The 22,604-nt window shown below is 42.5% G+C and carries 22 protein-coding genes; 21 read left to right on the top strand and 1 reads right to left on the bottom strand.

Annotation, left to right across the window (positions count from 1 at the left end; genetic code table 11):
* The first annotated feature begins 214 nt into the window (after window positions 1-214).
* From Q1Q15_RS00395 to Q1Q15_RS00295, 21 genes are all read left to right on the top strand, one after another.
* The gene (locus Q1Q15_RS00395) at window positions 215-421 is read left to right on the top strand and encodes a hypothetical protein (RefSeq protein ID WP_300455057.1); all 207 of its coding nucleotides are present in this window, start codon (window positions 215-217) and stop codon (window positions 419-421) included.
* Complete coding sequence (locus Q1Q15_RS00390) at window positions 418-816, top strand: S-adenosylmethionine decarboxylase (RefSeq protein ID WP_300455054.1); 399 nt, start codon at window positions 418-420, stop codon at window positions 814-816. The genes Q1Q15_RS00395 and Q1Q15_RS00390 overlap by 4 nt, the downstream gene beginning before the upstream one ends.
* A 4-nt stretch (window positions 817-820) precedes the next feature.
* Window positions 821-1,789 carry a GNAT family N-acetyltransferase gene (locus Q1Q15_RS00385; protein ID WP_300455051.1) on the top strand — a complete coding sequence of 323 codons (969 nt, stop codon included), beginning with the start codon at window positions 821-823 and terminating at the stop codon, window positions 1,787-1,789.
* Window positions 1,782-3,077: an ATP-grasp domain-containing protein gene (locus Q1Q15_RS00380; protein ID WP_300455048.1), complete on the top strand. Its 1,296-nt coding sequence runs from the start codon at window positions 1,782-1,784 to the stop codon at window positions 3,075-3,077. Before Q1Q15_RS00385 ends, Q1Q15_RS00380 begins: the two co-directional genes overlap by 8 nt.
* Window positions 3,078-3,083: 6 nt before the next feature.
* Entirely contained in the window at window positions 3,084-4,361 is a 1,278-nt protein-coding gene (locus Q1Q15_RS00375) for an alanine racemase (protein ID WP_300455045.1), read from the top strand.
* 41 nt (window positions 4,362-4,402) lie between these two features.
* On the top strand, window positions 4,403-5,692 hold the full coding sequence (locus tag Q1Q15_RS00370; RefSeq protein WP_300455042.1) for an MFS transporter: 1,290 nt from the start codon (window positions 4,403-4,405) through the stop codon (window positions 5,690-5,692).
* A 132-nt stretch (window positions 5,693-5,824) separates the two neighbouring features.
* Entirely contained in the window at window positions 5,825-6,700 is an 876-nt protein-coding gene (locus tag Q1Q15_RS00365) for a TIGR01777 family oxidoreductase (RefSeq protein WP_300455039.1), read from the top strand.
* A 311-nt stretch (window positions 6,701-7,011) separates the two neighbouring features.
* Window positions 7,012-7,338 carry a hypothetical protein gene (locus Q1Q15_RS00360; RefSeq protein WP_300455036.1) on the top strand — a complete coding sequence of 109 codons (327 nt, stop codon included), beginning with the start codon at window positions 7,012-7,014 and terminating at the stop codon, window positions 7,336-7,338.
* 35 nt (window positions 7,339-7,373) lie between these two features.
* Window positions 7,374-9,491, top strand: a complete 2,118-nt coding sequence (locus Q1Q15_RS00355; RefSeq protein WP_300455034.1) for an ATP-binding protein — start codon at window positions 7,374-7,376, stop codon at window positions 9,489-9,491.
* Between the two features lie 9 nt (window positions 9,492-9,500).
* Window positions 9,501-10,904, top strand: a complete 1,404-nt coding sequence (locus tag Q1Q15_RS00350) for a sigma-54 dependent transcriptional regulator (RefSeq protein WP_300455031.1) — start codon at window positions 9,501-9,503, stop codon at window positions 10,902-10,904.
* Window positions 10,905-11,156: 252 nt separating this feature from the next.
* Complete coding sequence (locus Q1Q15_RS00345) at window positions 11,157-11,570, top strand: hypothetical protein (RefSeq protein WP_300455028.1); 414 nt, start codon at window positions 11,157-11,159, stop codon at window positions 11,568-11,570.
* A 2-nt stretch (window positions 11,571-11,572) separates the two neighbouring features.
* Window positions 11,573-12,085, top strand: coding sequence for a chemotaxis protein CheW (locus Q1Q15_RS00340; RefSeq protein WP_300455025.1), 513 nt, complete (start codon window positions 11,573-11,575; stop codon window positions 12,083-12,085).
* A gap of 266 nt (window positions 12,086-12,351) precedes the next feature.
* Entirely contained in the window at window positions 12,352-14,880 is a 2,529-nt protein-coding gene (locus Q1Q15_RS00335; protein ID WP_300455022.1) for a chemotaxis protein CheA, read from the top strand.
* A 44-nt stretch (window positions 14,881-14,924) separates the two neighbouring features.
* Window positions 14,925-15,404, top strand: coding sequence for a chemotaxis protein CheD (locus Q1Q15_RS00330; protein ID WP_300455020.1), 480 nt, complete (start codon window positions 14,925-14,927; stop codon window positions 15,402-15,404).
* Entirely contained in the window at window positions 15,401-16,249 is an 849-nt protein-coding gene (locus tag Q1Q15_RS00325) for an HDOD domain-containing protein (RefSeq protein WP_300455017.1), read from the top strand. Before Q1Q15_RS00330 ends, Q1Q15_RS00325 begins: the two co-directional genes overlap by 4 nt.
* A gap of 57 nt (window positions 16,250-16,306) precedes the next feature.
* Window positions 16,307-16,753 (top strand): chemotaxis protein CheX, encoded by a 447-nt coding sequence (locus Q1Q15_RS00320; RefSeq protein WP_300455014.1) that lies wholly within the window; start codon window positions 16,307-16,309, stop codon window positions 16,751-16,753.
* 23 nt (window positions 16,754-16,776) lie between these two features.
* A complete protein-coding gene (locus Q1Q15_RS00315) occupies window positions 16,777-17,823 on the top strand; it encodes a chemotaxis response regulator protein-glutamate methylesterase (protein WP_300455012.1) in 1,047 nt (348 codons plus the stop codon).
* A 24-nt stretch (window positions 17,824-17,847) separates the two neighbouring features.
* Window positions 17,848-17,976 (top strand): hypothetical protein, encoded by a 129-nt coding sequence (locus tag Q1Q15_RS00310; protein ID WP_300455009.1) that lies wholly within the window; start codon window positions 17,848-17,850, stop codon window positions 17,974-17,976.
* A 10-nt stretch (window positions 17,977-17,986) separates the two neighbouring features.
* A complete protein-coding gene (locus Q1Q15_RS00305; RefSeq protein WP_300455006.1) occupies window positions 17,987-18,499 on the top strand; it encodes a chemotaxis protein CheD in 513 nt (170 codons plus the stop codon).
* 66 nt (window positions 18,500-18,565) lie between these two features.
* On the top strand, window positions 18,566-19,945 hold the full coding sequence (locus Q1Q15_RS00300; RefSeq protein WP_300455003.1) for an ABC transporter substrate-binding protein: 1,380 nt from the start codon (window positions 18,566-18,568) through the stop codon (window positions 19,943-19,945).
* A 344-nt stretch (window positions 19,946-20,289) separates the two neighbouring features.
* On the top strand, window positions 20,290-21,591 hold the full coding sequence (locus Q1Q15_RS00295) for a hypothetical protein (protein ID WP_300455000.1): 1,302 nt from the start codon (window positions 20,290-20,292) through the stop codon (window positions 21,589-21,591).
* A 6-nt stretch (window positions 21,592-21,597) separates the two neighbouring features.
* Here the strand turns inward: Q1Q15_RS00295 and Q1Q15_RS00290 are convergent, their stop codons facing one another.
* Window positions 21,598-22,536, bottom strand: coding sequence for an ABC transporter substrate-binding protein (locus Q1Q15_RS00290; RefSeq protein ID WP_300454997.1), 939 nt, complete (start codon window positions 22,534-22,536; stop codon window positions 21,598-21,600).
* Between the last annotated feature and the right edge of the window lie 68 nt (window positions 22,537-22,604).

The raw sequence follows: 22,604 nt of genomic DNA, 5'->3' as shown, positions 1-22,604 counted from the left end.
ATCAAGTAAAAAAATACCAATTTTCATAATTCGGATAAAAATTACTGAATTTTATTTCGTCCCATCCTGGCAGTCATCCATGGAACCCGCTGATTTAATTGAACATCCGTCTTTTTTAAAAAAACAACAAGGTGCGGCACAACAGTTGCTAAAGGGAAATTCAGGTCCGCGAGCAATACCGGCTAATTATTTATAGATCCTTATGAGGAAAACAATGACCAGAGAAAACAATCGGAGAACAAGGCATAAAAACCCGAAATTCAAAGATTTTTATGATGAGGACTTGTGTGAGGAAGACCAGACGGAAATGCAGCAGCGTCGAAAGAAACTCAGCAAACGGTCCCAATGGAAAGACACTGACAAAGAAAATGGTAGCCTGTTCAGCACCCTGGACAAAAAAAGAAAGGAGAAAAGACGATGAATACTCTGACAGCTGAAACACCCCTTAAAATGGATACTGTCCCTGAGGTATGGGGGATTGCATCCGCCATTGATATCTATGACTGTGACCCCGCCAAGATCAGGGATGCTGACCTGATCAAACAATTTGTAGTTGAATTATGTGACCTGATTGAAATGAAACGGTTCGGGGAAACCCAGGTGGTTCATTTTGGAGAAGATGAAAAAGTGGCCGGATTTTCAATGGTTCAGTTGATAGAGACCTCTCTTATATCCGCCCATTTTGCAAACAAAACCAATACCACCTATCTGGATGTCTTTAGCTGTAAGGCCTATGACCCTGAGACCGTTAAATCCTTTGCCCAAACTTATTTTGGTGGGTCGTTCTCCAATCTGAACGTCACCCACAGATACTGAGTAAATGATGAAGACCATTATCTACGAAGATCCTGAACAGTGCAGACAGATATGGGAAAAACTCTGGCCAGCCAGAGGACTGTTTGATTTGTGGCAGGTCCGCTCCTGTTTTCAGGATGCGTTTTCCAGACCCCTGCACTTTCATGTGGTTGAAAAAAATCAGCGGCCTGTGGGACTTCTGGCCCTGTGCTGGGACGGGGAAAAACAACAATATGTTCAGTTTCCCGGAGAAACGTGGCAGGGAAAAACCTGGCTCGAGCAAAACCGGATCATCGCAGAAACGCCTAAGGTTATAGAAAATTTACTGGACTCCGTTCCAGGACCGTTGCATCTTCGCTATCTTTGCTGGAATGCCGTTTTGGGTTTGTCGAACCGCCTAATGCCGGACGAAATCGGATATTTTTTTCATCCGGGTTTATATGGATTTTCCTTTGAAAATTATCTGCTCTCTTTTTCCGGTAAATCCAGAAAAAAGCTCAATGCAGAGTTGAAAAAACTCCATGCCCGGAAGGTGACGTTTAGATTCAACCAATCAAAGGATTTAGCCCACCTTGTCAAACTGAACAGGGAATCCTTTGGAGAAGCCTCTTACTTTAGTGATCCAAGATTTTACCATTCCTTTGAAAATCTTGCCATGTTTCTCACCCGGATGGGAATGATGAGGATCACTACAGTGCTTATTGATGGGTCCATTGCTGCCGTGGACATGGGAGCGGTGTATAAAAACGCCTACACATTGCTGGCCGGGGGGACAAACCCGGATTTCCCAGGGGTGGCCAAGCTTATCAATCTCCATCATATGGACTGGTCCTGCTGCCAGGGAATTGATTCTGTTGACTTTCTCTGCGGCGATTTTAACTGGAAAGAGCGGTTCCATCTCACGCCCCGACCCTTGTATGAATTAAACCACCATCCATCGTTTAATTATATGGACCTGACCTTTGAAACAAAGGAACAAAAAATCTGTGCATAAAATCATGCTGGTGGTCGGTACAACATCCGATTATATCCAATGGATCCGGACGTCCTGTCCTGGAAGGACTCTGTTTGTCACCGCACCCGGGATCCGGCAGGCTGCACAAGAAGCATGCCCCTCTCCCAAGGAAGAGATTCTGGTAAATCTATCTGACACGTTTCAGGTCCTTGAACGATTGAACAAGCACGTGAAGACATGGGATCAGGCCATTGAGGGTATTTATTGTTTTGATTGCGAGTCAATGGCCCTTACAGCCTGTATTGCGGAAAAATGGGGCCTTGATTATCCGTCGGTAAAAACCATTCAAAACTGCAGGGACAAGTATGTGTCCAAACAGATTTGGACGCGCCATGGTATCGGATGCCCCAGGGTCGCCCCCATAAAAACCATTTCAGATGTCCTGGCCTTTTTTCGTTCCGTCACATCCGGATGCGTTTTAAAACCCTTGACAGGGAGCGGCAGTGAACTTGTTTTCAAGTGTACCAGTAAGCCGGAGTGTCATGCAGCCTTTAATCTCATACACAACGGTCTGGAAAACAGGGCACAAAATCCCCTGTTTGAAAAATCCCCTGGCCAAACACACCTGATGCTTGCCGAGGAATTGATCCAGGGGACTGAATACAGTTGTGATTTCATCTGTGAAAATAATGCCATCCATATCATCCGGATGACCAGAAAAATCAAATCACCCTTCAGGCCATTCGGCACTATCATTGGGTATGTGCTGCCCGGACAGCTGCCCCACTCGATCAATCCTGATGCGGTGGATCAGCTCCTGCTGAAAAGTGCACAGGCCCTGGGAATCAACAGAGGCATCTGTATGGTTGATTTCATTGTTTCCGGCAACACCATTCAGTTGATTGAACTGACCCCCCGGCCCGGGGGGGATTGTCTGCCCTATCTGTTAAAGATGTCCACCGGGACGGATATACTGAAACTAAGCCTTGATTTTGCACGACACTCGCCTTTGGAACTCACCCGGTATGATACGGTTACACCCCATGTGGGAATCCGACTCCATGCAGACAAAAGCGGCACCCTCAGAGGAATAGAAACCCGCCATCTGCTGGCAGACACCCGGGTAAAACATATTTTATTAACCAAAAAACCGGGCCGGCAAATTACATTACCGCCAGATGACTACGACTCCTGGTCTTTGGGACATGTGATCATTGAGCCGTCAAATGGCAAATATCCTGAATCCCAGGCCCTTAGTATTGCCCGAACAATAGATATCCATATCGAACCCCATCAAAAGCCAACCCATTTGTCGGAGGCATCATAACCTGTCATGTCTGATCACCCCCTGCCGGGCACCCCTTTTTTGCCAAGGGATGTCCTGGAGCCGTTTGTTCGTGGCTATTTTGACCGTAAACACACGTATCAGGCAATGGTTCAAAACCATGGCTCCCCCCTGTGGATTCTGGAATCTGCCACGTTAAAACAGAATGCGAAACACTTGTCAGAAGCATTTAACCGTTTTTTCCCCGGAACTGCCTTTTATTTTGCCATGAAAAGCAATAACCATCCGGATGTGTCTGCCACCCTGGTCGAATCCGGGTTTGGCCTGGATGTCTCCAGCGGAGTAGAATTGACATCTGCCCTGGCGTTAAACGCCCGGGATATTATCTTCAGCGGGCCGGGTAAAACCAATGAAGAGCTGGCCCTGGCCATTGCCCATAAAGACAGGACCACCCTTCTTTTAGACAGTTTTGGGGAGCTTGAACGGCTTAAAGCACTGGTTTCTGAACCAGACGCCACGCCACCTGTCCGGGTGGGTATCCGGTTAACCACAAACCCAAACGGGCTGTGGAGAAAATTCGGCATTCTCCCGGAACAATTGCCTGCCTTCTGGAATCAGGTGAAAAACCTGCCCAATATCCAGTTTAAGGGGCTTCAATTTCATTCGAGCTGGAATCTGACACCGGACAGGCAACTGGCATTTATTGTCTTGCTTGGCAAAACCCTCAAGAAAATGCCCGCCCGGTTTAATCAGTGCATTGAATTTATAGATATTGGCGGCGGCTACTGGCCGGAAGAAGGAGAGTGGCTTCAGTTTGCAGGCACCGATGAAGGTCTTCGCCAACGTGCCGACAACAAGGATGTATTGCATGGCAATGCGCATTATCGGAGACCCTCAACCCCCATAGAACTGTTTGCCCAGATCCTTTTTAAAACCATCAATACCCATATTTTCCCCTGGGTTAACTGCCGCATCTGTTTTGAACCCGGCAGATGGATTTGCCACAGTGCCATGCATCTCTTTTTTACGGTAATCGATAAAAAAAATCATGATCTGGTCATCACCGACGCCGGCACCAATGCCATTGGCTGGGAACGGTTTGAAACCGATTATTTCCCCATACTCAATCTCAGCCAAAGCGCATTAACGGAAAAACCCTGTGATATTTTAGGCGCTTTGTGCACCCCCCATGATGTATGGGGATATACCTATTTTGGCAAGGACATCACGCCGGGAGATCTCCTGATGATTCCATGTCAGGGCGCGTATACCTATAGTCTCGGTCAACACTTCATCAAACCCCTGCCTGAAGTTGTTACCATTTAACCCCCTTTAACATGTATGAAAAACTTATTGGAACCTGTGTTATGACATCCATATTAAAATCGTTTATGGCCCTTTATACTGCTGTGCTGATCATGGCAATGGGATTGGGATTATTGTCAACCTTTTTAAGCCTAAGGCTGACCCTTGAAGGATTTTCAACCCAGACAACCGGATTGATTTTAACCGCTTATTTTATCGGTTCTGCTGTGGGCACCATTTATTGCAGCCATCTGATGAAGCGCATCGGCCACATTCGATCTTTTGGTGTTTTTGCTGCCCTTGCCACGGCCATGGTCATGCTCCATGGTTATTATGTTTCTGCTTTTGCCTGGGCAGCGTTAAGATTTTTTACCGGAATTGCAACCATTGGGCTGTTCATGATCATTGAAAGCTGGCTGAACGAAAGCGCCACCCCCCAGACGCGGGGACGGGTGTTTTCCATTTACATGGTGATATATTTCCTGGGCAGCAGTGCCGCTCAGCAGTTGCTCAACCTGGGCAATGTGGCAGGCCAGAGCCTGTTTTTTATTATCGGTTTGTTATTGGTGTCTTGTATTATACCGGTTGCAATGACCCGTACCCGACATCCCCGCCTGGCGGATGTGAGGTCTGTGGGGCTGAAAACAATTATGAAACGGGCTCCCCTGGGGCTGCTCGGATGTTTTGCCGCCGGTTTGACCTCCAGTGCCTTTTATACCATGGGGCCGGTCTTTTGCCAGCAACTGGGTTTAACTGTCTCCCAATTGTCCAGTTTCATGATGATTACGGTATTGGGAGGACTTTTATTTCAGTTGCCCCTGGGTAGCCTTTCAGATCGATGTGACAGATCCATTGTGATACCTGTAATCGGCGGACTCTTTGCCATTATCAGCGGATTGATGATTCTGGCATCTCAACATTCTTTCGGACTTTTCATGGCCGGCGCCAGTCTTTTTGGCGGGCTGATGTTCAGCATCTATCCTGTGGCCGTGGCAAGGACCCATGATATGTTTGAACCCAGGGATGTGGTCACTGTCAGCTCTGCTCTTTTGCTGTTTCATGGTATCGGCTCCATGATGGGCCCCATGATTTCATCATCCGTCATGGCGCTGCTGGACAATCCCAGTGGATTCTTTGTCTATTTTTCAGCAGCCGGTATGACGTTTACAGCTGTATCTTTTCTTTTAAGGCAGAATGAATTTGCCCGAATTATCCCGGTGGAAGATCAGGTGGACTTCAGGATTATCAATCACACCTCTCAAATCGCCCTGCAAATTGATCCACACCAGAAAAATAATGGAACAGAAGTGGCCGTTAAGAAGGATCCCCTTTATACACAGAGTCCCGTTTAAAGATGACAGACCTGTTACCGGAAATGGTCACGGCGGTTAAAGATAAAAAATTCTTGAAACCGTTTTCAGAATACGTCACAATATTGAAACTGAATTTACTCAATTTTAGGACGTTAGTTTTAGGGGATTCAAATGAAGGAAAACCGTTATATCATCGCAATGAGCGGGGCCAGTGGTTTTGTCGGTTCCAATTTGTGCCGTAAATTCCAGGAAACCGGCTGGGAAATCATCCGCTTGGGCCGCAAAGAATTTGCCTTGTCACCCGGGGAGCTGGCAAAACATATGCAGGGGGCCAGTGCTGTCATTAACCTGGCCGGAGCACCTGTGATCAGTCGCTGGACTGAAAAATACAAGAAAATCATGTATGACAGCCGGGTAGGCCTGACCGAAAAACTGGTGAATGCCTGCGCCTTAATGAAACCGCTTCCCAGCGTGTTTCTCTCGACGTCTGCCATTGGTTATTATGCTGCCACAGGCATTCATACCGAAGATGACCATGTGCCGGCCGATGATTTTCTGGGGCACCTGTCCCGGGACTGGGAACAAGAAGCCTTAAGGGCAAAGGCGTTTGGCTGTCGCACTGCCATTTTTCGTTTTGGTGTCGTTCTCGGACAGGGGGGAGGGATTGTGAAAAAGATGCTTTTACCGTTCAAACTGGGTCTGGGCGGCACCATTGGTAATGGCAGCCAGCCTTTTTCCTGGATACATATAAAAGATCTGGCCCGGGTTTTTCAAGCAGCCATGAATGATTCAACCTATGAAGGCGTCTATAATATGACCGCCCCTAATCCGACCACCAACCTTGGGTTGACCCGGGCCCTGGGTAAGGCCCTTTCAAGGCCGACCATTTTACCGGTCCCGATGTTTGTTCTTCGCCTGCTCTACGGCGAGGGAGCCCAGATCATCACCTCCGGGCAGACGGTTATGCCAAAACGGTTACTGGATAATGGATTTCAGTTTGAGTTTGCCTCTATTGAAGACGCAGTTACGTGCTGCTTGAAATCCTAGCCAACATTCATATACAACATTATTTGAAGTGTTCAAAATAAATTTGTAACAAACAATACCATGGTAAATGTAATCAATGGGTCTATTTTGATGCACTGTTAATCCGTTTTATCAATTCTTATTTTCGTGTTTTTTTGGCAAAAGAATCATGAAATTTTATCATAATAACGTTGCCAGTTCAGGGAAGTTTGACCTTACTCAAATTCTAACAAAAGAATTGTATTTTTTTGTTATATCTATTATTAATACCATATTTTTTCAAATGAGGATATCTTTTGCGTATGTTGAAGATACTCTGAAAAATACGGAGGATGAAATATATTAAAACTCGTTCTAAAGAAGCTGCTTTGCACGTGGAATCCCATCTTAAAGAAAAAACAGCAATTACAGTCACTATTTCCTCTGCTCCGATTATCCATAATGCTCTTTTAAAAAGTAATGCTGAATTTTCTTTACTACCTGATTATGCCAGAAAAAATGAAATCAATAGAAAAAATCAACTGTGGATGGAAACAGCTGATAATAATAATCCGTTTATTCTTGGCGACATGACCAATGCTGTAGTGGAATTTAGCCACAGCATCTGCCAAAAATGTGCCCATAAGCATTCGCCTGATTTAGAAATTTATCATGATTAAGCTAGTGCAAGCGATTCTGATTCCAAGGAACAGTCATGACTAAAAGTTTCTTTAAAAAGTACATCTGGTATTTACCAGATATAAATACCGTGGCTGGATTAAAAAATTCCAGGCTTTGGCTGATAAATGCCATGATGCTGTTTGCATTAATCGCTTTTCCAATTGGAATGATATTCACCCTGCCAATTTTTCTTCAAAAAAAAGTCTATACATTAATCGTTATAGACTTGATTATCTATCTTATCATTGCGTTTGTTTATTTTTTTAAAAAAGGGTCATCAAAACTTGTACCATATCTCTGGCTTTTATTGGCTTATATATTGATGGTTTCATTTTTTATTTTTCTTGGCCCTCACTATGAAAGATCTGCATGGCTTTTGATGATTAGCATCATGTCTGCTATTTTTTTCAATAAATGGGGTGCAGTGCTATCAATCATACTCAACGCAGTTGTTCTTCTGGTCATTTATTCACTTGTAGATGCCGATAATGCTGCCTGGGCAGGTGTTTTTAACAGACCTCATCAAGAGTGGCTGATGTTCGTTATTAATATTTCACTGATTAGCCTTATCTGCTCATTCCCTGTAGGCTTCCTTTTCAAAAGACTCGATCTATCCAAAGAAGCCCTTTCGCTTACCCTGTGTGGTGATGCCTTCAATTGCCTGAATTCTTTTGGTGCTGAAGGGTGTGGACAAGAGCTGGAATGTTCCCAATGCCCATTGAGATCACTGACGCTGTCAACCTTTCAAACAGGTGAACCCTCCCTTAAAGAAGGGCAGATGACCTTTCTAATCAATGGCAATGAAACCGTCATGGACCTTCTTATATCCACTTCCCTTTTGGACATAAATGGAAATAAAAAGGTCCTTCTTTCTTTGACGGATATTTCGGAAGATAAAGATGCGATTAAATCACTACGGGCAAGGGAAGAACAACATAAAGCGATTCTCCAGACAGCCATGGATGGATTTTGGTTGTCAGATAAAAATGGAAAACTACTTGAAGTGAATGAAACGTATTGCCGGATGAGTGGTTATAGTCCAGATGAACTGTTAAAAATGAACATTTCGGATCTCGAAGTTGTTGGGACCGAAGCGGCGAAGATATCGAACCGTCTGATAAAGATAACCGAGACTAAAAAAGACCGATTTGAAAGCCGGCATCGTCGAAAAGATGAGACAGTCTTTGACGTTAAGGTCAGTGTTCAATATCGAGATGATGATGGCGGTTGCTATATCTGTTTCCTTCGGGATATAACCGGACAAAAACAATTGGAAAAACAAATTCAGCACCCCCAAAAAATGGTATCTATTGGAAACCTTGCTGGAGGCATCGCCCATGACTTCAACAACATCCTATTCCCGATTATCGGTTTAGCGGAAATGCTCACAGAAGACCTGCCGGTCAACAGTCCGGAAAGAGAAAATGCCAGCGAAATTATGATTGCAGGAAAGCGAGGCCGCGAACTTGTAAAACAGATTCTTGCTTTTAGTCGCCCGCATGAGCACAAACTGATACCAGTGAGGATGCAACATGTACTAAAAGAAGTCCTTAAACTCAGCCGTGCTTCAATTCCGATGAATATCGATATTAACCAGTTCCTGCAACAGGATTGTGGTCTCGTGTTGGCAGACCCTTCACAGATGCATCAAATTGGAATGAACCTTATCACGAATGCTTATCATGCTGTTCAAAATAGTGGGGGAAAGATAGGTGTTGAGGTCCGGGAAATCAAGATAAAACATGGACTAACCAATTTTATGCTACCGCCCGGCGATTATGCAATGCTGTCTGTTTCAGACAATGGTATTGGAATCGACAAAGCACATTTAGATAAAATTTTTGAGCCCTATTTCACCACCAAAGAAAATGGCAAGGGTATGGGACTTGGCTTGTCAGTGGCGTACGGAATTGTAAAAGAACATAAAGGTGATATCAACGTTATGAGTGAGCCTGGAGTGGGTACAACCTTTCAAGTTTACCTACCATTGCTGAAAACTTCTGAGATTGTAGAACCAAATTTTGAACAGGTGCCTGTTGAAACCGGAACTGAGCATATCTTACTGGTTGATGATGAACCCCCCATCGGTTCTGACATGGCCAAGGAAGTGAGAAGGGTTCTGGATGACAATCAAAGGATTGAATACTTTTAGGATAACAAAATGTCAAAAATTCTAATTATTGATGATGATCACCAGGTCTGCAGGACTCTTGGTAAGATTTTTACCAGAATGGATCATATGGTCGAGCTTTCTTTAACCCTCAAAGAAGGCATCGACAAAGTATCTACAGATGATTTTGATATTGTTTTTCTTGATGTTAAGCTTCCTGACGGCAATGGGCTCAACGCGATTAAGCATATACGAGGTTGTTCTACGGCCCCGGAAGTAATCATCATGACGGGAGAGGGAAGTTCAGATGGAGCTGAACTTGCCATGCGGTCAAAGGCATGGGATTATATTCAAAAAGGCGGTTCACATACGGAGTTTAAATTATCTCTGGCTCGAGCATTGGAATACAGAGAGCAAAAGCTTTCCAAAATTCAAAATATGCCTATCAACAAGGGCGCCATCATTGGTCAATGCCGGCAAATATTAAATTGCTTTGATCAAGTTTCTTCAGCAGCATGTAATGATCTTCCCGTTCTAATTACAGGAGAAACCGGGACTGGTAAAGAATTATTTTCAAGGGCTATTCATAATAACAGCAAACAATCTCAATCTGATTTTGTGGTCCTTGACTGTACTTCCTTACCGGAATATTTAGTTGAAAGTACACTCTTTGGTCATATAAAAGGGGCCTTTACGGGTGCGGATTCAGATAAAATCGGACTGATTAAAATGGCAGACAAAGGCACCCTGTTTTTGGATGAAGTGGGTGAACTTCCTATGGGTATGCAAAAAAAATTTTTAAGAGCTCTCCAGGAAAAGCGATTCAGACCGGTTGGCAGTAAAAAAGAAATAAACAGTGATTTCAGGTTGATCAGTGCAACCCATTGTGATTTGACAGAGATGGTCGATAAAAATCAATTCAGAGAAGACCTTTTTTTTAGATTGTTTTCGATAAATATACATCTTCCACCCTTAAGAGACCGTGAAAAAGATATACAATCGATTGCTCTCAGTCGTATGGAACAGAAAAGTGATCTTGCTGAAAAAAATACCTGCACCATGTCACAAGATTTTTTAGAAGAGATTCAAATGTATGAATGGCCTGGAAATGTAAGAGAACTTATTAATACGATTGATTTGGTATGCAGTAAAGCGGGATACGGTAGTAAGCTTTTCCCTCATCATCTTCCGGAACATATTCGAGCATCTAATATTAAAAAGAAATTCAAAACACTTAAGAATAAACACACCCAACCCCCCGATCCTTTTGCAAAAGAAAAAATGCATCAAAGCAAACTTCCATTTAAAGACCATCTTGAAAAAACAAAATCCGCGTATTTACAAGATTTGTTGTCCGGCACTAAAGGAAACATAAAAGAATCATGCAAAATATCCGGTCTTTCAAGAAGTCAGCTTTATAGGCTTATGCAGCAGTATGATTTAAAAGGCATTTAAAGCCTGTCCCATCCTTGCGACATTCCTATCTTTGCGATAGCTTCACGTTTTATAGAAAATAAAATATAAATTCAGATAGTTATCTTTTCAATCAAAATAATATTGTTCGATTCTTAAGAATTTCAAATAAACCCATATATATTTAACTACCTGAAATTAAACAAAAAAATAATTTTATGCCATGGCATGCATTTTGTAATGTATGGATTTTAGAGAATATAAAAATTCAACTTAATTTAGAAATGAGTTTATATGAAACTTATACTTTTTGTTCATCAGAATGCATCCAGTAAAGGTACAACCTTTAGAAAACTTATCAAACAAAATTTCAAAGGGCTCGAAATTGAAACCTTCCAGACGTTTAATGGGTTCAAAACAAGATTGAAACAGGTTTCTCTTTACGATCAAGAAATTTTTGTTTTGTTTACAGATTCTAAAGATCGCTTAAAAGAATTAACCTCACTGATTGACTTGCTGGAAGGCAAACGCATTCTCCTGATTCTTCCGGATGATTCAAATGCCACAACATCGGTCGCCCACCATTTTTTTCCAAGATATTTCACCTATGTAAACGACACCTATGATGACCTTTGTGCGGTATTAATCAAGATGACCCAGCAAGAAAAAAAAATTAAAATCGTTTCAAATAATAATGGAGGAAACTAAAGATGGATCAATTGACTAAAACAATGAACCAGGCAATTAAGGAAACGACAATTAAAACCGGAAAATACCTGACATTTTCACTCGATGAAGAAGAATATGGAATTGGTATTCTCAAGGTGAAGGAAATCATCGGCATGATGCCCATCACGTCTGTGCCAAGAACGCCTGCATTCTTAAAAGGGGTTATCAACCTGCGGGGAAAGGTTATCCCAGTGATGGATCTCCGGTTGAAATTTAATATGGGGGAGATTCCCTATACGGATCGGACCTGTATCATTGTTGTGGAAATAGAGTTGGAAACCAGCACGGTGTTAATCGGCATTGTGGTCGATGCGGTCTCAGAAGTATTAAATATCCAGGAAAACGAAATTGAAGATACCCCGGCCTTTGGCACTGCATTGGATACGGCCTATATCCTGGGTCTGGCAAAAATAAACGGGGGGGTTAAAATTTTACTGAATATTGATAAGGTGCTGTCAATCGAGGAAATAGATGACCTAAATAAAGCATCGTAAATTTTTTTTTATTAAGAATTTAAATAAAACCAGGACAACACCTTTGGTGGCCATAATCGAATGAAAACCATTTCTTCTAAACCTAAAACAGCCAAGACAGGAAAAAATACTATTGGGTCCTAAATTCCTGAATTTCAAACGACAACACAAGATGACAATAGGCAACATAAAATTTAACATTTCAGATCCTCTAATGGATATTTGCTACAAAATTAATGATATTTTTTTGGAGGGTTATCTTTGAAAAATATAAAAACAAGGTGTTTATGATGTCTTATGCGCGTATTAAAGATTTGATTGAAAAGTTTTCCTGCGAACTTGTTCTGGCCGATCCGGAAGAACCAGAAAGTTTGTCTGTTTTGTTGCCAATACTGAAAAACATTCACACACATTGTATGGGATTCTCATTAACACTGGAAGCCAGAGAAATTATAAAGGCTCAGAATATAATTAACAGCAGCATACAGAATAATTCCAAAACCAGTATTGAGCAAATAACTGCTTTGGAGGCATTTATCTCTGGTCTTTCAAGATCATTTCAAAATTTAGATGAAGATGGGCGGATCGGTGAGATGGTAGAAAAAAGTTCAACTAAAACTGTAACAGACCCTATACCTGATTATTTTGAACAATTAGAAAAAAAACTGGATGAGTTCAGCCGAATGATCAGTGGGTTTTGTCCAGGAAATGTTCCTGATCTTGACGACATGCTCAATAGCCTGGACGGACTCATTGACGTTTCAAAAGAGATTGAACCCCGCGCATTTCATCAAACTTGTATGGCCTGCAAAACCTATTTAGAAAAAATGATCCTTGAGGATATATACAATACACAGCCGATTGAAGAAGGGTTGGTACTCCTTAAGTCGATATTCAATCATTTAAAAAGAGGGGAACCCTTTGCCTTTGATTATTCTGATGTTTTGGAATTATTAGAAAGTAACTTCATGGAAGAGCAAAAAATCAAAGAGATGGATCCTAAAGACAAGCCTGCCATTAAAATTCAGACAGATCCAGAAAAAAGATCACCCGAGAAAATATCAGATGATGATATGGAAATCCTGACGGATTTCGTATCTGAAGCCCTGGAAAATCTGGATACCATTGAAGTAAATTTGATTGACCTGGAGCAGGACCCTTCCAATATGGATATTATCAACGATATCTTCCGCCCCTTTCATACCATCAAAGGGGTGTCTGGATTTTTATCCCTGACCAAAATAAACAAGCTTGCCCATGCCACAGAAAATCTTTTGGATAGTGCCCGCAGCGGAGAATTTTTAATTAATGATAGGGCCACGGATGTCATCCTTGAGTCAGTGGATACGTTAAAAAACCTCATCGCCAGGGTCAGCCAGGGAACAGATAAAGGAGTCATGCCGCCGGATGATGATATTGATGTGAATGGTTTAAGAGATAAACTTCAAACCCTTCAGGTTTCTCTGACAAAAGGAGACAAGGAACCGTTGGGGGAGATATTGGTCAAGAAAAAAATAGTGGGTCAGAACTCCCTGGACCAGGCCCTTGAGATTCAGAAAATCCAACCGGAGAAAAGAATTGGAGAAATACTGGTTGAAGAAAAAATGGTTCAACCCCATCAGGTTGCCTCCGCTCTGATTGATCAAAACCAGCCTAAAAAGAAAGTGGATGCCCAGGTAAAAGTGAGCACTCAAAAGCTGGATGACCTTGTGGATTATGCAGGAGAGCTTGTTATTGCCCAGTCTATGTTGAAACAAAAAACAATAAATGATCCGTCTCTTAGCCAAAACGTGTCACAATTGGGTCTGATCGTCACCAATATGCAGAACATTGCCATGTCCATGCGGATGATCCCCATAAAAGCCACGTTTATGAAAATGATACGACTTGTCAGGGATTTAGCAAAAAAATCAGGCAAAGAGATTAATTTGAAGATGGTCGGAGAAGATACGGAGATAGACAGAAATGTGGTCGATGCACTGTATGAACCCATGGTGCATATGATCAGAAACTCCTGTGATCATGGGATTGAATCTACATCAGACCGTCTTGAAAATGAAAAGCCGTCCCAGGGTAAAATTACTCTTCGCGCCTACCATAGGGGGGGACATATCCTTATCGAAATCCAAGATGATGGTAAAGGGCTGGATAAAGGCAGAATTCTTGAAAAGGCAAAAGAGACGGGTCTTATTACCGGCAATGAACAACTGACTGATGCGCAAACATATGATTTGATTCTTCAGCCTGGCTTTTCCACGGCCCAGGAAATCACGGATGTGTCAGGCAGGGGGGTGGGCATGGATGTGGTCAAGTCCGGCATAGAAAAATTTAGAGGTCAATTGAGCATTGCCTCTGAAAAAGGCCGTGGCACAAAATTTACGATCAGCCTTCCTTTGACACTTGCGATTATTGATGGAATGTTGATCCGGGTTAATCAAGAAAAATACGTGATTCCGACAATTGCCATTCAAAAAGCATTTAAGCCTGAAAAAGAGGATTATTTTACGGTTGCCGGCGAAGACGAGATGGTCAAAGACCGTGGAAGCCTGATCCCCATGATTCGTTTAAATGAAATCTATGGTAGCAGTCATCACAAGAAATCTGTTCAAGACGGTCTTGTGGTGGTTGTGGAATCAAAAGGTGAAAAAAGAGCCCTGTTCATAGATGAACTTTTGGGCAAGGACGAATATGTCATTAAAAGTCTGGGCAGCAACCTTGAAGAGGTGGATGGGATAGCTGGCGGTGCCATTCTTTCTGATGGAAGAGTCGGGTTGATTCTAGATATCCATGGTATTTTTTCAATTGAGTCTAGGTGATGAATTTAAAAGCTTCGAATTTGAGCGAATAAAAGGGATACAGAATGAAACAGATAGTTGGTGTTGCAGATATGAAGGTGAGCAATAACCCAAAGGAATCGATTATCACCTATTCTCTTGGTTCCTGTATCGGGCTTGTCATTTACGATCCTGCCGTCAAGGTTGGCGGAATCCTTCACTATATGCTCCCCGAGTCTTCCATTGACAAGACAAAGGCAACGGCAAGGCCCTATATGTTTGCAGATTCCGGAATACCCAGGTTGTTTAAAACCGCTTATAATCTGGGCGCAGCCAAGCAACGAATGACGATCTATGTTGCAGGCGGTGCAGAAATCCTGGATCAGGCAGGCTTTTTCAATATCGGCAAAAGAAATTACATGGCCCTAAAAAAAATGTTTTTTAAGAATAATGTGATAATCAACAAGCAGGATGTTGGCGGGAACACCAATCGGACCGTCAGGATTGAAATTGCGACAGGAGACATCTATGTCAAAACGTCCGGGGCCAAGGAGGTGAGGATATGACATCCCTTCAGACGCTTATGAAACAGATCAAAGATCTGACACCTATTCCTGCTGTGGCCCATCAACTTCTGGCTGTGGTGGATAACCCGGACAGTTCAATGGAAGATATTGCCAATGTGATTCAATATGACCCGGTTATCACTGCCAGCGTTTTAAAAACGTGTAATGCTGCCTATTTTGGCCTTAAAAATCCAGTAGAATCCATTAAAGATGCCGTGAATATGCTGGGCACGGATCAGGTGATTGAACTTGCACTCATAAAATCAGGTGCCAGAGCCCTTTCCGGAAGCCAGGAGGGATATGGCTTAATTGAAGGCGATATGTGGAAGTATTCCGTGTCTTCAGCCGTGGTCGCCAAACTGGTGGCCGAGAAGCTGTCCTTAAAAAATAAAAACGTCATATTCACATCCGCTCTGATTAAAGATATTGGAAAAAATGTTTTAGGAAACCATGTAGCGAATGCATCTCAGGAAATTACGCGTTTGGTTGATACCAGAAACTTCAGCTTCCTGGAAGCGGAAAAAAAGATTCTGGGTATTGATCATGCTGAACTGGGTGCCATGATTACAAAAATGTGGAAGTTCAGCCCCCGGATGATCAACATCATCCGGCACCATCACCTGACCGACGAAAGCAAAATTTACGACAAGGACATTGCAGCGGTTTATCTTGCGGACTGCATCTGCATGATGATAGGAAACGGGGTGGGATCTGATGGCCTTTCATATCGGTTTAAACATCAGGTGATGAAAAACCTGGGGTTGTCTGCGGCGGATGTTTTAATGATTATTGCTGAGTTCGGCATAAATATGCAGGAAGTAGACACACTCTTACATATGGCTTAAAAAAAACAGGTGAAGCAATCAGAGATTTAATGGTGAATATTCTTGGAGAAATACATTATGAAGACAATTTTGATGACAGCGATGGAGGCTTCGATTTCTGAAGTCATGGAAACCATGTTTTTTTTGCCTGTTGAATTTGGCCGGGAAGCGACACTTGCTCAGTGTAAAATGGATAAAAAAAACAATCTGGTCTGCAGGCTGGTATTTACAGGGGATGCTTCCGGAAGCCTGATTCTCATGGCACCTGAAATTCTTGCGGCAGAAATGGCGGAGAATTTTATGGGAGAGGTCAGTGAAAATCTTACACAAGATCATCTTTCAGGGACATTAACAGAAATGCTGAACATGGTCTGCGGCAATGCCTTGAGTAAAACAAAATCTAAAGTTCCGTTTGAACTGGGCATCCCTGAAATGATGGATCCATCAGAAATTTCAGAAAAACAGGTGTTTACCATTGTTGAAACCACTGAATCAAAAATGGCAATTACCATAATAATGGACTAAGTGAAAGATTGGAGAGCCTTTATATGCCCAATGATATCAAAGTTCTGGTTGTAGATGATTCGGCTGTTGTCAGAAAAGTTTTTTCTGAACAATTGTCTAAACAGAGGGGAATTATCGTTATCGGTACTGCGCCGGACCCCTATGTTGCCAGGGAAAAAATCATCAAGCTGAAACCCGATGTGATTACCCTTGACATTGAAATGCCAAGAATGGACGGTATCACCTTTTTAAAAAAACTGATGAAATACTATCCCCTTCCGGTTATTATTGTCAGTTCTCTTTCGAGCAAAGGCAGCAAAATTGCCCTTGAGGCACTTTCTTTAGGTGCCCTTGAGGTAATTTCAAAACCGAGCACGGCTTATTCAGTAGGGGATATGAGCCTGCAGCTTGCAGAAAAAATCAGGGCGGTTTATGGGGCAAAAATAATGACTTCACCCGTTCAAAACACCCAGAAAAAACCGTTAACGTCCATTGGATCAATGGCCCTTGCAGCCACAACAAATAAAATCATTGCCATTGGTGCTTCTACCGGTGGAACGGAAGCGATAAAGAATGTATTGACCCGATTGCCCCACAATACCCCAGGGATTGTGGTAGTCCAGCACATGCCAGCCCAGTTTACCACCTCCTTTGCCCAGCGACTGAATGAACTTTGCCAAATGAGGGTCAAGGAAGCGCAGAATGGGGATACGGTTATAAACGGCCAGGTTTTGATCGCACCGGGCAATTACCATATGATCTTGAAACGAAGTGGTGCCAGATATTATGTAGCGGTTAAAACCGGCCCCCTTGTCCATTATCAGCGGCCTGCGGTGGATGTCCTGTTCAAATCCGTTGCCAGATTTGCCGGGGCCAATGCCCTGGGCATCATTTTGACTGGTATGGGCAAAGATGGGGCTGCCGGAATGCTGGACATGAAAAAGGCGGGTGCCGTAAATATTGCCCAGGATGAACGCTCCAGTGTGGTTTTCGGCATGCCCAAGGAAGCAATAAACATCGGTGCGGTTGATTATGTTCAGGATATCAACGCGATTGCCAATAAGGCCATATCGCTTTTGGAAACAATGTAAATTATAATTGAATGGACCTATTTTATGGTAACCGAAACAGAACTGAGTCCTGGGCAACACAAAAAACTTTCCCAAATTGTTGATAAAGAATCCGGCGTGGTCCTCAATGAAAAAAATGCAGCCTTCTGGTTGCCAGACTTGCCAAAAGAATAAAGAGGAGTGTATGAATCAGGATAATCATTCCAGTGAAAATTCACTGGCCAACCATTACCTTTTAGAACCCGGATATATTCTAGTGCCGGACCATTCCGTCGGCATATCCACGGTCCTGGGGTCTGGTGTCTCGATTTGTATTTTTGACAGGGAGAAAAGGATCGGCGGTATGAATCATTTTATTTTCCCCTATATTGCCACAAAAGGGAAAACCACTGCATTGTATGGCAATATTGCGACAATTACCCTGCTGAAAATGATGCTGGCCCGGAAATCTTTAATCAAATCTCTTGAGGCGCAAATATATGGGGGCGCATATCATCCTGAAAAAAGCAATGAAGATGTCGGAAGGAAAAATATTGATATTGCCAGAAAGATCCTTTTAAAAAACCAGATATCGATCACTTCCCAGGATGTTGGTGGGGAAAAAGGCAGAAAAGTGGTGTTCAATACAAAAACCAATGAAGTGGCCATTTTAAAGGTTGACAGACTTCGGGACCAGGACTGGTACCCCTATCAATGAAGAGATTATAGGGAGTATCACTAATTTAACAATCAGATATGGTACTATAAATACAGGAGTGATGTAATGGTGATAGATCCAAATATTAAAATTCTTGTTGCAGACGATTCCGGAACAATGCGGGTTATGTTCAAGCAGATTCTAAAACAGGCGGGATTTGAGAATATTATAATGGCTGTCAATGGGGATGATGGCATCAAAAAAGTAAAACAGGAAAATCCAGACCTTGTGATAAGCGATTGGAACATGCCCAAAAAAGATGGGCTTGAGTTTCTTCAATGGTTAAGAGGCCAGGAAACATACAAAAATCTTCCATTTATCATGGCAACGGCCCAAGCGGATAAAGGTCAGCAGATCACCATTATGGAAGCAGGCGGTAACGGTCATGTGCCAAAACCATTTGATGCTGAGCAGATAAAGGAAGGGATACGAAAAGCATTTTCCCCTGAAACAAAAAAAATTGACAATCGTAAAAATCGAAAGATGATTGACAACAAGGTTGAGTTAACCGTGGCTCACATACAGATCACAGACCATCTGGTTTTAGGTGCCCTCAAACACAGGATTTCAACGGGTGAGGTAACCCCTAAGTATTTTGAACTGAAGACGGATAAAAAGGCGGGATGGAATCCCATCCAGGAGGGGTTGGAGAATGGTCAGATCGACTGCGCATTTGTTCTGGCCCCCATTGCCATGGACCTGTTTGCCTATGACTCACCCATAAAGCTGGTTCTTCTCGCCCATAAAAATGGAAGTACCTTTGTGCGGAGCAGACGCTATGATCAGAGGTTTGATTCTTTGCAGAGTTTTTATAAATATAAGGTTGTGGATATTCCCCATAAGATGTCTGTGCATCATATGCTGGCCCATCAGTTTTTAAGGGAGCTTGGCTTAAAACCCGGGGTGCCTGGGAAAGAGGCCATCAATGTGAGATTTGAGGTTGTTCCCCCCATAAAAATGCCGGGGATCATGCAGGCGAATGAAGATGTTGCAGGATTTATGGTGGCAGAACCCATCGCCACTAAAGCCATGGTCGCTGAAATAGGAAATCTTGAATTTATTTCCTCCTCAAGATGGAAAGACCATCCCTGCTGTATCGTTGCCATGCAGAATGATTTCATTGATAAGTTTCCGGATGCTGCGCAGGAGTTTGTATCCCTTCTGATAGAGACCGGAAAATATATTGAAAATGATAAAAAACGGGCGTCAAACATTGGTGTTCAATTTCTTGATCCCGATGGAACGATTGGCTTGAAACCGGAAGTTCTCCAAAGGGTTTTCTCTCAGCCAATGGCAATAAAGATGGATGATCTTTACCCGGTTATTGAGGACTTTGATACCATTCAGAAATATATGCATGATGTTATGGGGATCGGTAAGATCATTGACCTTGAGCAGTTCATTTATTCAGGCTTTGCAGAGAAATCATTACCGCATCGGAATTAACAGGAGATAAACTTTTGATGAGGCCGACAAGACAGGTAAAGAGGATCTCTTAAAGACGATTCGGGTATTATTAAATCACTGATAAAGATCACAATGAATGCGGACAGCCGTGCTGACGACCATGGAACAAAAAAAGCCGCAGCATATCCGATTCAAAATTGGAGAAAAATGATTAAAAAGGAGCACAATGTTGGAGAAAAAAATTTTGGTTGTTGATCCGGGAGGCGGGCTTTGAAGATTATTTCAAAAAAACCGGTGGATATTAAAACGCTTGTGAAATCTGCAAATAATGCCTGTGAGAAGATTGAACGCTGGAAGAATGGATAACTTTTTTGGAGGTAGAAATGATCCAGGAAAAACCATTATCAATTAACGACATCGCACAAGAATTGAATTTGGGAACCGCTACCTTAAAATTCATATTAAAGCGGTTCAGCCCATGGTTACCCTTTGACTGTGCTGACGGGCAAGACTACTATTCCCGAAATACAATTCCGATCTTAATCAATATAAAGGCATCTTTAGACGAAGGGATGCTGCCGTCGGAGATAGACCGGAAACTTAAAAATCCGGGACAGGCAGACGATACCGCAAAGATTGACAGCCATTGCCTGAAACCGACTGATGAAAATCTTCGGGTAACCAAAGAGGGACTAAACCTCATTAAATCACTGATTGATGAAATCACAACTCAACAAAAAAGGATTGCCACAGCCCATGAAAAAAGGGCTTTGGCTGAAGAAAAAAAAGCCATGGCAATGAATAATATAGCCAATGCGCTTCTGAAAATGAACCAACTCCAAATCAATGATTCACAAACAAAAGAAATGGCACTTCAGGCATCACAGGTACTGACACAAAATGAAGCAAATCTGGCAAGTAACCTTTCAGAAGAGTTAGCCAACTTCGAGCAACAGGATATATCAGGCGTATTTGATTCTTCAGACCCACCCTATGATCGGTTAGAAAACAGCAAAACCGACATGGATGATCTGACTGATTTGATCAAAGGAGATGTACTTGGTGACACCCCCTTTGTGGATGCCCCCCCCCCTCCAGAAAAAATGAAGGCAAATTCATTGACGAGTGAAGCAACATTAGATGATCTATATTCGCTCATTGACCAAGAGGAACTGCCCCGGGTATCCGATCAGGAAAACATAAAGAAACCATTTGAGATTGATAATCAAGCAAAAATTCTGGATGATCCTAAACCGCGTCCAGGTGATATAGACAATTTATCGATTTTAATAGAAAAAGATTCAAACCAGGCATTACTGGAAACAGAACACCAGACAGATGACCTTTCATTGTTAATTGACAATATCTCTTCCGTGGAAATACCACAAGAAATGGACGATCTGTCTGTACTTAATTCCCTTGATTTCTTGGCCCCCACAGATGATTTGTCGGCCCTTATTGCTGAGACTCCGTCTTTAAAACCAGATATCACGCCGAAAAAAAATCTAAAAAAACACAAAGCGGCTGTCCTGAAAACAATCATACGCCTTAAAACAGAAGGGCTGAGTGCAGAAGAATCCACAAATCGATTAAACCAGGATGGTGTTCAGACAATCTCAGGAAAATCAAAATGGAGTAAAAAAGTGATGTCACAAATATATAAATTTATTGATTCTGCCAAATAACCGTTTTTATTTTGCACCTGCTTTGATGGCAAATTCAGTATTTACAAATTTTTCAAGATCAATAAGACTGGTCATAATCTTCATTTTGTCCATCATATATTTTTGAATGATATCAAGGTCTTCTAATACAGGAAATAATTCACCGGTGGTTATCCGGTCCGGGGGCTGGGTTAGCACCTTTCTGATCACATCTGTATTCTGAGATAAAAAATTACCACCAATAATAGAGGCTGGTTCTGGCTGGGCATCAATGGCAAGCCCCGATCTCACAAAACTTTTGCAGATTTCTTGAATGGCTTCGGGATATTTTTCAACCATCTCTGATCTCATGACAAAAACACAACAAGGATGTCCCGGCCACAAATCTTTTGACAGGCAAAACTCTTCACCATACCCCTGGGCAATGACCTGTGATCCAAAGGGTTCGGCCACAATAAAACCACCGATCTCTCCCTCTTCATCATATTGGATGGCTTCGGGCATCTGGAAAGGAGCCACAACTTCCAGGGTTACATCAATCCCCTTTTCTGTGGAGCGCCCGGCTTTCAGGCCTTTCTTTGATAGAAGCCTGTGAAACAGCATATTATGGATGGATAATTGGTAGGGTATCAAAACTGTTTTACCAGCAAAATCCTCAACCTTCTCAATGTTGGCATTTTTGCTTTTTACGAGAATACTTCCGGATTTGTGTGCATAAAGCAGTAAGGTTAAACCCACACCGGATTTAAACAGATCCATGGCCGTAGGTGCAAGGATCAATGCACCATCAAGTGATTTCACTGAAAGCGCATCTGCAACCTCATTCCACCCATTTTTAACCACCGGTTCAAGTGTGCAATGCTCAAATTTTTCCATTCCTTTTTTTAATTTGAGATCACTAACACCCAGGATAAGATGGTCTGTTATCTTCAAATAACCAATTCTTATTACAGGCTTTTCCGCCATTGAAATACCTCCATCTAATTAATAACTGATATAAAAAAATACCGCCAATATTGGTCGCCTTCATTGTA

This window comes from Desulfobacula sp. (assembly GCF_030145145.1).
Lineage (GTDB): Bacteria > Desulfobacterota > Desulfobacteria > Desulfobacterales > Desulfobacteraceae > Desulfobacula.
Note: the sequence above shows the minus strand (reverse complement) of the source record. Positions and strands in the feature narration are given on the sequence as shown.